This is a genomic window from Streptomyces sp. NPDC046303, from assembly GCF_055588085.1.
The window spans coordinates 1-11985 of the sequence record NZ_JBVJFA010000071.1 but is presented as its reverse complement, the minus strand read 5'-3'; the positions used below and the strand labels follow the sequence as shown (position 1 = coordinate 11985).

Sequence of the window (11985 nt, the reverse complement as noted above, 5' to 3'; positions counted from 1 at the left end):
AGGGCCCCCCCCTCCCCCCCCCCCCCCCCCCCCCACACCCCCCCCCCCCCCCCCCCCCCCCCCCCCCCCCCCCCCCCCCCCCCCCCCGGGCCGGCGTGCGGACAGGTCGGGGACCTGGGTCAGCGGTAGTTCACGAACTGGATCGCGAAGTCCAGGTCCTTGCCCTTGAGCAGCGCCTGGACCTCCTGGAGGTCGTCGCGGCTCTTGGAGCTGACGCGCAGCTCCTCACCCTGGACCTGGGCCTTGACGCCCTTGGGACCCTCGTCCCGGATGATCTTCGCGACCTTCTTGGCGTTCTCCTGGGAGATGCCTTCCTCGATCGTGGCGAAGATCTTGTACTCCTTGCCGGACAGCTGCGGCTCGCCGGCGTCCAGCGCCTTGAGCGAGATTCCACGCTTGACCAGCTTGGTCTCGAAGACGTCGAGGACGGCCTTGACGCGCTCCTCGGAGTTCGCCTCCATGAGGATCTTGTCGCCGGACCAGGCGATGGTGGCGCCGGTGCCCTTGAAGTCGTAGCGCTGCGACAGTTCCTTGGCGGCCTGGTTGAGGGCGTTGTCGACCTCCTGCCGCTCGACCTTCGAGACGATGTCGAAACTGGAGTCGGCCATGTGCTGTGGCTCCTTGAAGTCGGTTGCGATCGCCCCGGAGGGCACGGCGGGACATCCCCGGCCCGCGCGGCAAAGCCTAGCCATCGCACCCACCGGCGGCGCTGATCAATCCGGTGGCGAAGCACCCCCGCTCATCAGGTATCGTTTACGTCGTTGCCAGGGAGCGCCGCCGAAAGGCGGAAATAATGGCAGCGATCATGGCGGTGTGCCCGAGTGGCCAAAGGGAGCAGACTGTAAATCTGCCGGCTCAGCCTACCCAGGTTCGAACCCTGGCGCCGCCACGCGAAGTAAGCCCTCCTGATCTGCGGAAACGCAGACCAGGGGGGCTTTCTCGTTCTTCTGACAGCGACCGGGCGGTTCATACGGCTGCCTAGCCGATGTCTAGCCGACTTGGATGCGTGATCGTGCGGGTCGAGAACCTCGTTCCGCGCCTCTGCCGCGGCGCCGTAACCGCTCTTGTGGACCAGACCGCCGCGCGTCGTCCGGACTGGCAGGTGACGCCACCGCACATGTGGCCCCCGGGCAGGTTGGGCCTGTTGGGCAGGTTGGGCGTCGGGGGTGAGGGGGTCGGCGTCGCATGGGAACTTCTCCGTCCGGGATGGCGCCGACGCATGTCGACCCCGTGGTGACTGATGTCCCAAGTAGCTCCCGGCCGGGGGGTGGGCGTCATGCCGCGAAGGTTCGGGTCTTGACACCGGGTGATGGCCTGTTCGGCGGATCCTCCAAGCGGCGCCGCCGTGACCGCGGCGGACGCGCGGGTCCTTCGTGCGGGCTCAGTGGTTCCCCGTGAGGGCCGCCTGCCAGGACCAGGACGTGCGGCGGGGGCGGTCGGGGAGGGCGAGGCGGCCCGCGGACCAGAGCAGGGCTTCCGTCGGCGGACCCGGCGGGGTGTCCGGAAACAGGCGGGCCAGTACCGGGGCCGCCAGGTCGGACGGCGGCAGCCAGGGGAGGCCCAGGCCCTGGGCGATGTCATAGGTGTGGAGCAGCAGCTCCGCCACACCCATCGCCGCGAAGCCCCCCGGATCGCAGGGGCCCCAGTGCCAGGCCCGGTCCGACGGGTCGGCGGCCGTGACCGCCGTGCTGAGCAGACGGGCGCTCGCCGACACCACCGTCAGCACCTCGGCCGGGGGAGTGCCCGGTCGCACCCGCAGGTCCAGCGGCAGGTAGGCCGACCGCGCCCGGGAGGCCACCTGCGCCGCGTAGGCGGTCAGGTCGTGCGCGATGTGGGCCGCGGTCGTCCAACAGGACCATTCGAGGGAACCGGCCGGCACCCCCCAGTCCAGGCCGCCGTGCGGGCCGAGGGCCGCCACCGCCGCGGCTGCCGCCCGTTCGACGTCCGCGCCCGTCATCAACCGCATCGTCGGAGACTCCTGTTCGTTCACCTTGCGTGAAATGGACATCTGACATGCGGGGGAAAGTAGGCGGCGGGGTGCTCATCGCCCTGCTCGGCGCCGGGATTCCGGCCCTGGTCGGGGCGGCGCTCCACACGGACGTGGGGCAGCCCTACCAGGAGACCCGGCTGTACTTCGGCACCGAGCGCTCCGACGGCCACGGCGCCGTCGGGAAGCACGAGTTCATGCGGTTCCTGGACCGCGAGATCACCCCGGCCTTCCCCGAGGGCCTGACCGTCCACGACGGGTACGGGCAGTGGCGCGGGCAGGACGGCAAGGTCGTCCGCGAGTCCTCGTACGAGGTGGTGCTGCTGTACCCCGAGAAGGAGGCCGGCGAGCGCAGCGGGCGCATCGAGCGGATCCGCCAGGCGTACGAGGACCAGTACCAGCAGGACTCGGTCGGACGCTCCGACGACAAGCTGACCGCCGAGTTCTGAGGCCCGGTCGGTTCAACGCCCTGTCAATTGCCCGCCACATCCTTGACCGCCACCGCGACGGGGGTCGAACCGGAGGTCAGCTCCAGGGTCAGGCCCGCCGTCGCGGGGGTCTCGATCAGCTCGGCGAGCACCGCCGCCACGTCGTCGCGCGGGACGGACCCGCCGCCCGCCTGCACCACGAGGCGGACCAGGCCCGTTCCCGCGTCGTCGACCAGCGAGCCGGGCCGCAGGATCGTCCACTCCAGGCCCAGCCGGGTGCGGACGTGGTCGTCGGCCTCGCCCTTCGCCCGGAGGTAGGCGTCGAACACCTCGTCGCCCTCGTGCCGGGCGTCCGCGCCCATCGAAGACACCATCAGGAAGCGCCGGACACCGGCCCGTTCGGCAGCGTCGGTGAACAGCACCGCCGCGCCCCGGTCCACGGTGTCCTTGCGCGCGATCCCGCTGCCCGGGCCCGCCCCCGCGGCGAACACGGCCACCTCCGCGCCCTGCAGGATGCCCGCGACGTGCTCCACCGTGGCCGACTCCAGATCGCACAGCACCGGTTCGGCGCCCGCCTCCCTGAGGTCGTTGCCCTGCGCCGGGTCGCGGATGATCCCCGCGACCTCGTACCCGCGCGCGGCGAGCAGTCGCTCCAGCCGCAGCGCGATCTGACCGTGTCCACCCGCGATGACGATGCGCATGTCCCGACCGTACGACGAGCCGGGCCGCGGCGCCCGCGAAAGCCCGGCCCACTTCACGGGCCGGGCTCCGTACGGCCCTGCCGGGGCAGGTCCAGGGCCACCGCGACGGCCGAGTCGCAGTACTCCCGTACGGCACTCGTACGGGCTACCACCCGGCCCAGGTGGATCACGATCCGGCTGTACGCGAGGGACAGCACGCCCGCGATCCGGTCGCCGCGCACGGCAAGCAGCTCCGCCGGGAAACCGGCCTCCACCCGGACCTCCGGCAGACCCATGGCCTCCCGGGCGGCGGCGCTGACCGACTCGTAGGCCTCGCCCGGCCGCAGCCCGCCCTGGGAGGCCAGCAGGTACGCGGCCTCCAGGGGGTCGCCGCGGCCGACCGGGTTCCCGGCGTCCCGCAGGGCCCCGCTGCCGGCCGTGACCCGCACCCCGGCGGCCCGCAGCAGGCGCACGGGGGCGGTGCGCAGTCCGCGGCGCTCCAGGGCCGCGCAGTCGCCCTGGGGCAGGCAGGTCACGCGTACCCCGGCGGCGGCGAGCTGGTCGGCGGCGCGGGTCGCCACGTCCAGGGGGAGCCGGGCGAGGCCGCCGCAGGGGCCGATGCTCACCCCGGGGCGCAGCCCGCCGGCCATCGCGGCGAGCCGGGCCAGGCGGCCGGGATCGTCACCGTCCGTGTGCAGGTCCACCGGGCAGCCGTGCTCGTCGGCGAGTTCCAGGACGGCTTCGAGGAAGCCGGTGGGGTCGGGGTCGAGGTCGGGGCAGCCGCCGATCACGGAGGCCCCCATCTTGACCGCGTCGCGCAGCATGGCGAGCCCGTCGGCTCCGGCCACCCCGGTCAGCAGCCGCGGTACGGCCACGGTGGTCAGGTCGGTGAGCCCGCGCAGCGAGCGGCGGGCCTGGAGCACGGCCTCCATGGGGCCGAGACCGTGCATGTCGCCGATCCGGACGTGCGAGCGCACGGCGGTGGCCCCGTGGCCGAGCTGGAGCAGGGCGGCTTCGGTGGCCCGGCGCTGGACCTCGTCGGGGGTGTACGAGACCGGGCCCTCGGCGTCGGCCGTCAGGGCGGTGTCGCCGTGGGCGTGGGGCTCGGCGGGCGCGGGCAGCAGGAGGTACCCGCCGAGGTCCACCCGGGACAGGGCGGGCGCGGGGAGGCTGCCCGCGGTGCCGACGGCCTGGATCCGGCCGCCGCCGAGCCGGACGTCGACGGTCCGGCCGTCGGTGAGGCGCGCCCCCGCGAGGAGCAGGCCGGTGGGCTCGGCGGTGGCCGCGTGGCCCTGTCCGAGGGAAGGGCCGGCGGAGCAGCCGGCGGGACGGCCCTGGCGGTCGTCGTGGTCCGGGATGTGGCTGCGGCCGCGGGAGGTGCCGTGCGGGGGGCTCTGGGAAGGGCCGTGTGCGGGTCCGTGTCCTCCGCCCTCGCCGCGGCCGCTGCGCGGGGAGTGGAACGGCTGCTGCGGCTGGCTGTCGGACATCGCGCTCCTGCGGTGGCTCGGGCGGTCCTGGGCCGTGGCCGCGGCCCGCGGCCCAAGATCACGCAGCGTGCTCAGAGCCTAGGGCGCGGCGCACCCCGCTTCGGGGAAGAGCGCAATAGTCGTACCGGTGTGGTGCCCGTGCGCCGCGGCGCACGGGCGCGCGCCCCGTCGGTCCCGCCGGCCCGGCGCGGCCTCGTACGCGGGTGATGACGTGTGAGCCCGGACACAATCCGGGCCCCAAGTGGGCGTTGGGGTCTCGGTGAGCTGATCAAGAAACACATCCGAACCCCCTCGGAGCCCGGTCCCCGCAAAGGATTTGGGCGATCGGCGGGCAACCGTGTAATGTCTTCATCGCTCGCCCCAATAGCTCAGTCGGTAGAGCGTCTCCATGGTAAGGAGAAGGTCTGCGGTTCGATTCCGCATTGGGGCTCTGGTGAGAGAGGTTCCCCACCCTCGGGTGGGGAGCTGATCACATCAAAGCGGCGTAGCTCAGTCGGTAGAGCAAGCGGCTCATAATCGCTGTGTCACCGGTTCAAGTCCGGTCGCCGCTACACACAGTAGCCGATTGCGGGGTCGGTCTCCCGATCGGCTACTCTTTTATGCGTTCATCCGTCCCATAGTCCGTCAAGGAGCACTCACGTGGCTGCCACCGACGTCCGCCCGAAGATCACGCTGGCCTGCGTGGAGTGCAAGGAGCGGAACTACATCACCAAGAAGAACCGGCGTAACAACCCGGACCGACTTGAGATGAAGAAGCACTGCCCGCGCTGCAACTCGCACACCGCGCACCGCGAGACCCGCTGACCCCAGCGAAGTCTCGAATAACAGGCACCGTCATGAGGTCGTCCCCTTCTTTGGGGGGCGGCCTCGTGTCGTTTCCGCTCGTCTTTCGTGTCCCTTCATCAGGAGGTAGTGAGGCATGGCTCTCGACCAGTCCTTCGTGGGGCGGAGTTACCCCCCCACCGATCCGTACGAGGTCGGCCGGGAGAAGATCCGCGAATTCGCGGTCGCCGTGGGTGACGACAATCCCGTCTACACCGACCCCGAAGCCGCCAAGGCGCACGGCTACCCCGATGTGATCGCCCCGCCGACTTTTGTGTTTGCGATCACTTTCGCGGCGGCCGGCCAGGTCGTCGACGACCCGCAGCTGGGGCTGGACTACAGCCGCGTCGTGCACGGCGACCAGAAGTTCGCGTACTCCCGCCCCGTGCGGGCCGGTGACCGGCTCTCCGTGACCTCGACCATCGAGGCCGTGAAGTCCCTCGCGGGCAACGACATCATCGACATCCGCGGCGAGGTCCACGACGAGACCGGCGAGCACGTGGTGACGGCGTGGACGAAGCTCGTCTCCCGCGCCCCCGAGGAGGCCTGACATGGCAGCGCAGATCCAGTACGCGGACGTCGAGGTCGGCACCGAGCTGCCGGCGGCGTCCTTCCCCGTGACGCGCGCCACGCTGGTCCGTTACGCGGGCGCCTCGGGCGACTTCAACCCGATCCACTGGAACGAGAAGTTCGCCAAGGAGGTCGGACTGCCGGACGTGATCGCGCACGGCATGTTCACCATGGCCGAGGCGATCCGCGTGGTCACCGACTGGGTCGGCGACCCGGGCGCGGTGGTCGAGTACGGCGTGCGCTTCACCAAGCCGGTCGTGGTCCCGAACGACGACCAGGGCGGCCTGATCGAGGTCACGGCCAAGGTCGCGGCCAAGCTGGAGGACAACCGCGTCCGGGTCGACCTGACGGCGATGAGCGCGGGCCAGAAGGTTTTGGGCATGTCCCGCGCGGTAGTGGAACTCGCGTAACGCGGGCGGGGGCGAGGGCGGGGGATCCGCGGGAGTGGGCCCCCGCCCCCCCACCCCCACCCCCACCCCCACCCCGCGCATTTCCGGCCCGTCGGCCCACCCCTTGCGTAGTTAGTGATTGAGCACTAACTTGGATGTATGCCAAGGATGAGTGCGGAGGAGCGACGCGAGAGCGTCATTCGGGCGGCGGTCCACGAGTTCGCCCGGGGCGGCTACTACGGGACCTCCACCGAGGCGATCGCCAAGCGGGTGGGCGTCTCGCAGCCGTACCTCTTCCGGCTCTTCCCGAACAAGTCCGCCATCTTCCTCGCCGCCGCCGAGCGCTGCCTGCGGGAGACCCGTGAGGTCTTCGCGGCCGCCGGCGAGGGGCTGCACGGCGAAGAGGCCACGCAGGCCATGGCCAACGCCTACACCCGGCTCATCGCCGAGGACCCGGACAAGCTCCAGATGCAGCTCCAGATGTACGTCACCGTCGCCGCGGCCGAGGCGGCCGGGGACCACGAGCTCGGCGAGCTCGTCCGGAAGGGGTGGATGGAACTCTGGGACACGATCCGCGTGCCGTTCGGCGGGGACGTGGGCGAGACCACGACCTTCATGGCCTACGGAATGCTGATCAACACCCTCGCCGCCATGGGCTTCCCGCCCGAGCACCGCGTCTGGGAGGGGCTGTACCCCACGGCCCGCACCAAGGGCCGCCTGGAGAAGTGAGGGGCCCCGCCGCCCCTCCGGCGGCGGCGGTTCACTCATGCGCACGAAAGTTAGTCATCAATAACTAACACCCTCAGGGGGGATCGTGACCACGCAAGCCACCAACACGGACACCGCCACCCACACCGACACCGCCACGGACACCAGGCTCCGCGGGCCCGCCGTCTGGGCCCTCGTCCTGACCGGCACCGCCGGCTTCATGGCCGCCCTCGACAACCTCGTCGTCACCACCGCCCTGCCCGCCATCCGCGAGGACCTCGGCGGCCGGCTGGAGGACCTGGAGTGGACGGTGAACGCGTACACGCTCACCTTCGCCGTCCTCCTCATGTTCGGCGCCGCCCTCGGTGACCGCTTCGGGCGCCGCCGGCTGTTCGTCGCCGGCCTCGCGGTCTTCACCGGCGCCTCCGCCGCGGCCGCCCTCTCGCCCGGCATCGACGCGCTCATCGCCGCCCGCGCCGTCCAGGGCGTCGGCGCCGCGATCATGATGCCGCTCACCCTGACCCTGCTCACCGCCGCCGTCCCGCCCGCCCGCCGCGGCATGGCCCTCGGCATCTACGGAGCCGTCACCGGCCTCGCCGTGGCCAGCGGCCCCCTCATCGGCGGCAGCCTCACCGAGCACATCTCCTGGCAGTGGATCTTCTGGCTGAACGTCCCGATAGGCCTGGCCCTGATCCCGCTCGCCCGCCTGCGCCTCGCCGAATCCACCGCCCCCGGGTCCCGCCTCGATCTCCCGGGCACCCTGCTCATCAGCGGTGGCCTCTTCGGCATCGTCTACGCCCTGGTCAACGCCCATGCCGAAGGCTGGACCAGCGCCCCGGTGCTCACCGGCCTGATCGCCGGAACCGCGCTCGTCGGCGGCTTCGTCCACCACGGCATCCGCAGCGAGAACCCCATGCTCCCCATGCGGCTGTTCCGGAACCGGGGCTTCCTGGGGATCAACCTCGCCGGCCTGCTGATGTTCCTGGGCAAGTTCGGCTCGATCTTCCTGCTCAGCCAGTTCCTCCAGGGCGTCGCCGGCTACTCGCCCACCGAGGCCGGCCTGCGCATGCTCCCCTGCACCGGCATGCCGATGATCGTCGCGCCGATCTCGGGCATCCTCTCCGACCGGATCGGCGGCCGCCCCGTCATCGCCGCCGGACTCGCGCTCCAGGCCCTCGGGCTCGGCTGGTTCGCGATGATCCTGAGCGCGGACGTCTCGTACGCCGCCCAGCTGCCGGCGCTGATCCTCAGCGGCATCGGCATGGGCCTGTACTTCGCCCCCGCCTCCAGCGTCCTGATGTCCACCGTGGCCCCCGCCGACCAGGGCAAGGCCTCCGGCACCAACACCGCCCTGCGCGAGGTCGGCGGAGCCCTCGGCGTCGCCGTCCTCGCCTCCGTCTTCTCCGCCCAGGGCGGCTACCAGTCCCCGCAGGCCTTCACCGAGGGCACCGTCCCGGCCCTGTGGATCGGCGGCGCCGCGGTCGCACTGGCCGCCGCATGCGCCCTGCTGCTGCCGGCCAGGCCGCAACCCTCCCGCGCTCCCGCCCCTGGCGCAACGGCCGCCGCCGAGCCGCAGAAGGTACCGGTAGCCGGCTGAGTCCGCCCCCACACCGACCCACCCACCCCACCCCCCCACGTCACCGTCAAGGAGTGCCCGTCATGCCCGACATCCCGTGGTCGACTCCCGTACCGGCAGCCCCCGACGCCGAGGTCTACGTCATGGCCTCCCGCTTCGAGACCTCCACCCTCGCCGGTGCCTTCCGGTTCTTCCTCAGGTCCCCCGGCATCATCGGCCAGATCCGCAAGGCCCCCGGCGCGCACGGCGTCGCCCTCCGCGCCCGCGTCTTCAGCCGCACCTTCCTCACCCTCTCCGCCTGGGAGGACCGCGACGCGCTCCACCGGTTCGCCCGCAGCGAGCCGCACCGCTCCAGCTCCCGGGCCGCCGCCGCGTTCATGAAGGAGTCGGCCTTCACCTTCTGGACCGCTAAGGCCTGCGAGCTCCCCATCGGCTGGGCCGAGGCGGAGCGCCGTCTGGCCGAGCAGCAGGCCGCATCCTGAGCCACGGTCCGTGGCCCCGCCGGGAGGCGAGGGGCACGGACCGTACTCTTGTCCACGTGCAGGAACTCCACGACGCCCCCCTCGCCCCGCTGACCACCTTCCGCCTCGGTGGCCCCGCCGCCCGCCTCGTGACCGCGACCACCGACGCCGAGGTGATCGCCGCCGTCCGGGCCGCGGACGAGAGCGGCACCCCGCTCCTGGTCATCGGCGGCGGCAGCAACCTGGTCATCGGGGACCGCGGCTTCGACGGCACCGCCCTGCTCATCGCGACCACCGGCTTCACCCTCGACGGCACCACCCTGGAGCTGGCCGCGGGCGAGAACTGGAGCGATGCCGTCGCCCGCACCGTCGAGGCCGGCCTCGCCGGGATCGAATGCCTCGCCGGAATTCCCGGCTCCGCGGGCGCCACCCCGATCCAGAACGTCGGTGCGTACGGCCAGGAAGTCTGCGACACCATCACCGAGGTCGTCGCCTACGACCGCACCACCGGCGAGACCGTCACGCTCAGCGCCGCCGAATGCGCCTTCCGCTACCGCAACAGCACCTTCAAGGACCAGCCCGACCGCTACGTCGTCCTGCGCGTGCGCTTCGCCCTGGAGGACGCGGGCGGACTGTCCGCGCCGATCAAGTACCCCGAGACCGCCCGCGCCCTGGGCGTCGAGGCCGGAGACCGGGTCCCGGCCGCCACCGCCCGCGAGACCGTACTGCGCCTGCGCGCGGGCAAGGGCATGGTGCTCGACCCCGCCGACCACGACACTTGGTCGGCCGGCTCCTTCTTCCACAACCCGATCCTGACCGACGAGGCCTACGCCGCCTTCCTCGCCCGCGTCCAGGACCGCCTCGGCCCCGACACCGCCCCGCCCGCCTACCCCGCGGGCGACGGCCGTACGAAGACCAGCGCGGCCTGGCTGATCGACAAGGCCGGCTTCACCAAGGGCTACGGCACCGGCCCCGCCCGCATCTCCACCAAGCACACGCTCGCCCTCACCAACCGCGGCGAGGCCACCACCGAGGACCTCCTCGCCCTGGCCCGCGAGGTCGTCGCGGGCGTCCACGAGGCCTTCGGCGTCACCCTGGTCAACGAGCCGGTGACGGTCGGCGTCAGCATCTGAGGAGTCCCGGCCGCCCATGCTCTGTCCCCTGCACGGGGCCGGTACGGACCCCACCCGCCTCGTGGGCCGCACGCTCAGCAGAGTCGTCGCGTCCTGGCACATCAGCGACGGCGAGCGCTCCGAGGCCCCTCTGGACGTCTGGCTGATCGACAGCGCCGGCGACTCCATCCGCATCACCACCGGGTCCGACCAGTGCCTCATCGTCGAGTCCGCCGCACCCCACGAGCCGTACGACATGGGGGAGTGGGGCCGGATCGAGGTCGGCGAGGACCTCGGCGACCACCCCTTCCTGCGCCACCTCGGCGAGACGGTCACCTCCGTCGCCGAGTTCGCCGTGCCCGAGCAGGGCCGCACCCACCTGGAGATCGGCTTCCAGGACGGCCACCGGGTGCGGGCCGACTGCTACGAGGGGGACCTGCGGCTCACGCGGTGAGCCAGTGGTCGATTCCGGCGAGCAGCTTCTCCTGTACGTCGGCGGGCGCGGCCGACCCGCGGACCGACTGCCGGGCCAGCTCGGCGAGCTCCGCGTCCGTGAAGGCGTGGTGGCGGCGCGCGATCTCGTACTGGGCGGCCAGCCGGGACCCGAAGAGGAGCGGGTCGTCGGCGCCCAGCGCCATCGGCACCCCGGCCTCGAAGAGGGTGCGCAGCGGCACGTCCTCCGGCCGCTCGTACACCCCCAGGGCGACGTTGGAGGCCGGGCAGACCTCGCAGGTGATCTGCCGGTCGGCGAGGCGCTTGAGCAGGCGGGGGTCCTCGGCGGCCCGAACGCCGTGCCCGATGCGCGAGGCGTGCAGATCGTCGAGGCAGTCGCGGACCGAGGACGGGCCGGTGAGCTCGCCGCCGTGCGGGGCGGCGAGGAGGCCGCCCTCGCGGGCGATGGCGAAGGCCCGGTCGAAGTCGCGGGCCATGCCGCGGCGCTCGTCGTTGGACAGGCCGAAACCGACGATGCCGCGGTCGGCGTAGCGGACGGCGAGGCGGGCCAGCGTCCGGGCGTCGAGGGGGTGCTTCATCCGGTTCGCGGCGATGAGGACGCGCATCCCGAGCCCGGTCTCGCGGGACGCGGCGTCGACGGCGTCCAGGATGATCTCGACGGCCGGGATCATCCCGCCGAGGAGGGGCGCGTAGGACGTGGGATCCACCTGGATCTCCAGCCAGCCGCTGCCGTCCCGTACGTCCTCCTCCGCGGCCTCGCGGACCAGGCGGCGGATGTCGTCCGGCTCGCGCAGGCAGGAACGGGCGGCGTCGTAGAGCCGCTGGAAGCGGAACCAGCCGCGCTCGTCGGTGGCCCGGAGCTTGGGCGGCTCGCCGGCCGTCAGGGCGTCCGGGAGCCGGACGCCGTACTTGTCGGCGAGCTCCAGCAGGGTCGACGGGCGCATCGAGCCGGTGAAGTGCAGGTGGAGGTGGGCCTTCGGCAGAAGCGTCAGATCACGTGCGTGCGGGGGGTTCGGGGGGTGCCCCGCTGAATGGGCCAGCATCTGGTGATCCTGCCGCACCGCTGCGCCCGGCGGGAGGGGGTTTTACCGATCGGGGGCTTGCCCGAACGCCCGAGCGGGGTGGAGGGCCCCTGGCCGGGGGCCGTCCGCGAACGCCTGAGCGGCGGCCCCCGGGGAGGGGAACCGCCGCTCAGCGCGTGGCCGCGGGCCCGTACAGGCCTAGACGAGTAAGTCCGAAGTCTCGGGCGCATGAAGCGAGGGTCTCGTTGATCTGTTTGTGACGACAGATCTCGAAACCCTCGCTACAGCAC

General features: G+C 72.2%; 14 protein-coding genes and 3 tRNA genes. 12 read left to right on the top strand and 5 right to left on the bottom strand.

All coding sequences use genetic code 11. The features are described from left to right. Positions 1-119: 119 nt before the first annotated feature. Complete coding sequence (locus tag ACZ6I1_RS34565; RefSeq protein ID WP_069924001.1) at positions 120-608, bottom strand: YajQ family cyclic di-GMP-binding protein; 489 nt, start codon at positions 606-608, stop codon at positions 120-122. 199 nt (positions 609-807) lie between these two features. On the opposite strand from ACZ6I1_RS34565, the gene ACZ6I1_RS34560 reads away from it, so the two are divergent. Beyond that, positions 808-889: transfer RNA gene (locus ACZ6I1_RS34560), tRNA-Tyr, on the top strand. A gap of 492 nt (positions 890-1381) precedes the next feature. Here ACZ6I1_RS34560 and ACZ6I1_RS34555 read toward each other — a convergent pair. Beyond that, positions 1382-1966 (bottom strand): maleylpyruvate isomerase N-terminal domain-containing protein, encoded by a 585-nt coding sequence (locus ACZ6I1_RS34555; RefSeq protein WP_469293039.1) that lies wholly within the window; start codon positions 1964-1966, stop codon positions 1382-1384. Between the two features lie 47 nt (positions 1967-2013). On the opposite strand from ACZ6I1_RS34555, the gene ACZ6I1_RS34550 reads away from it, so the two are divergent. Beyond that, entirely contained in the window at positions 2014-2436 is a 423-nt protein-coding gene (locus ACZ6I1_RS34550) for a DUF3574 domain-containing protein (protein WP_469293037.1), read from the top strand. Positions 2437-2459: 23 nt separating this feature from the next. Here ACZ6I1_RS34550 and ACZ6I1_RS34545 read toward each other — a convergent pair whose 3' ends face one another. Together ACZ6I1_RS34545 and ACZ6I1_RS34540 are read right to left on the bottom strand one after the other, a co-directional pair. Beyond that, positions 2460-3116 (bottom strand): SDR family oxidoreductase, encoded by a 657-nt coding sequence (locus tag ACZ6I1_RS34545; RefSeq protein ID WP_469293035.1) that lies wholly within the window; start codon positions 3114-3116, stop codon positions 2460-2462. 53 nt (positions 3117-3169) lie between these two features. Next, complete coding sequence (locus ACZ6I1_RS34540; protein ID WP_469293034.1) at positions 3170-4582, bottom strand: amidohydrolase family protein; 1413 nt, start codon at positions 4580-4582, stop codon at positions 3170-3172. Between the two features lie 357 nt (positions 4583-4939). On the opposite strand from ACZ6I1_RS34540, the gene ACZ6I1_RS34535 reads away from it, so the two are divergent. The 10 genes from ACZ6I1_RS34535 to ACZ6I1_RS34490 all read left to right on the top strand — a co-directional run bounded on the left by ACZ6I1_RS34535 (position 4940) and on the right by ACZ6I1_RS34490 (position 10674). Further along, positions 4940-5012 (top strand) — tRNA-Thr (locus ACZ6I1_RS34535). A gap of 48 nt (positions 5013-5060) precedes the next feature. Then, positions 5061-5133 (top strand) — tRNA-Met (locus ACZ6I1_RS34530). Positions 5134-5221: 88 nt separating this feature from the next. Next, a complete protein-coding gene (rpmG, locus tag ACZ6I1_RS34525) occupies positions 5222-5386 on the top strand; it encodes a 50S ribosomal protein L33 (RefSeq protein WP_003956487.1) in 165 nt (54 codons plus the stop codon). Positions 5387-5501: 115 nt separating this feature from the next. Beyond that, entirely contained in the window at positions 5502-5954 is a 453-nt protein-coding gene (locus tag ACZ6I1_RS34520) for an FAS1-like dehydratase domain-containing protein (protein WP_469293032.1), read from the top strand. A gap of 1 nt (position 5955) precedes the next feature. Next, complete coding sequence (locus ACZ6I1_RS34515) at positions 5956-6384, top strand: MaoC family dehydratase (protein ID WP_469293030.1); 429 nt, start codon at positions 5956-5958, stop codon at positions 6382-6384. Between the two features lie 138 nt (positions 6385-6522). Continuing rightward, positions 6523-7092: a TetR/AcrR family transcriptional regulator gene (locus tag ACZ6I1_RS34510; RefSeq protein ID WP_469293029.1), complete on the top strand. Its 570-nt coding sequence runs from the start codon at positions 6523-6525 to the stop codon at positions 7090-7092. 178 nt (positions 7093-7270) lie between these two features. Next, complete coding sequence (locus ACZ6I1_RS34505; RefSeq protein ID WP_469293042.1) at positions 7271-8668, top strand: MFS transporter; 1398 nt, start codon at positions 7271-7273, stop codon at positions 8666-8668. A gap of 62 nt (positions 8669-8730) precedes the next feature. Then, entirely contained in the window at positions 8731-9129 is a 399-nt protein-coding gene (locus ACZ6I1_RS34500; RefSeq protein ID WP_469293027.1) for a DUF3291 domain-containing protein, read from the top strand. Then, positions 9126-10241, top strand: coding sequence for a UDP-N-acetylmuramate dehydrogenase (locus ACZ6I1_RS34495; protein ID WP_469293040.1), 1116 nt, complete (start codon positions 9126-9128; stop codon positions 10239-10241). The genes ACZ6I1_RS34500 and ACZ6I1_RS34495 overlap by 4 nt, the downstream gene beginning before the upstream one ends. A 16-nt stretch (positions 10242-10257) precedes the next feature. Next, positions 10258-10674, top strand: coding sequence for a hypothetical protein (locus ACZ6I1_RS34490; RefSeq protein WP_469293025.1), 417 nt, complete (start codon positions 10258-10260; stop codon positions 10672-10674). Here ACZ6I1_RS34490 and ACZ6I1_RS34485 read toward each other — a convergent pair. Then, positions 10664-11716 (bottom strand): adenosine deaminase, encoded by a 1053-nt coding sequence (locus ACZ6I1_RS34485; protein WP_469293024.1) that lies wholly within the window; start codon positions 11714-11716, stop codon positions 10664-10666. The genes ACZ6I1_RS34490 and ACZ6I1_RS34485 overlap by 11 nt on opposite strands. Positions 11717-11985 lie beyond the last annotated feature (269 nt).

Bases quoted from the DNA above. Each gene is read 5' to 3' on its own strand.
- ACZ6I1_RS34565 (WP_069924001.1), bottom strand. From the start codon at position 608: ATGGCCGACTCCAGTTTCGACATCGTCTCGAAGGTCGAGCGGCAGGAG.
- ACZ6I1_RS34555 (WP_469293039.1), bottom strand. From the start codon at position 1,966: ATGCGGTTGATGACGGGCGCGGACGTCGAACGGGCGGCAGCCGCGGCG.
- ACZ6I1_RS34550 (WP_469293037.1), top strand. From the start codon at position 2,014: ATGCGGGGGAAAGTAGGCGGCGGGGTGCTCATCGCCCTGCTCGGCGCC.
- ACZ6I1_RS34545 (WP_469293035.1), bottom strand. From the start codon at position 3,116: ATGCGCATCGTCATCGCGGGTGGACACGGTCAGATCGCGCTGCGGCTG.
- ACZ6I1_RS34540 (WP_469293034.1), bottom strand. From the start codon at position 4,582: ATGTCCGACAGCCAGCCGCAGCAGCCGTTCCACTCCCCGCGCAGCGGC.
- ACZ6I1_RS34520 (WP_469293032.1), top strand. From the start codon at position 5,502: ATGGCTCTCGACCAGTCCTTCGTGGGGCGGAGTTACCCCCCCACCGAT.
- ACZ6I1_RS34515 (WP_469293030.1), top strand. From the start codon at position 5,956: ATGGCAGCGCAGATCCAGTACGCGGACGTCGAGGTCGGCACCGAGCTG.
- ACZ6I1_RS34510 (WP_469293029.1), top strand. From the start codon at position 6,523: ATGCCAAGGATGAGTGCGGAGGAGCGACGCGAGAGCGTCATTCGGGCG.
- ACZ6I1_RS34500 (WP_469293027.1), top strand. From the start codon at position 8,731: ATGCCCGACATCCCGTGGTCGACTCCCGTACCGGCAGCCCCCGACGCC.
- ACZ6I1_RS34490 (WP_469293025.1), top strand. From the start codon at position 10,258: ATGCTCTGTCCCCTGCACGGGGCCGGTACGGACCCCACCCGCCTCGTG.
- ACZ6I1_RS34485 (WP_469293024.1), bottom strand. From the start codon at position 11,716: ATGCTGGCCCATTCAGCGGGGCACCCCCCGAACCCCCCGCACGCACGT.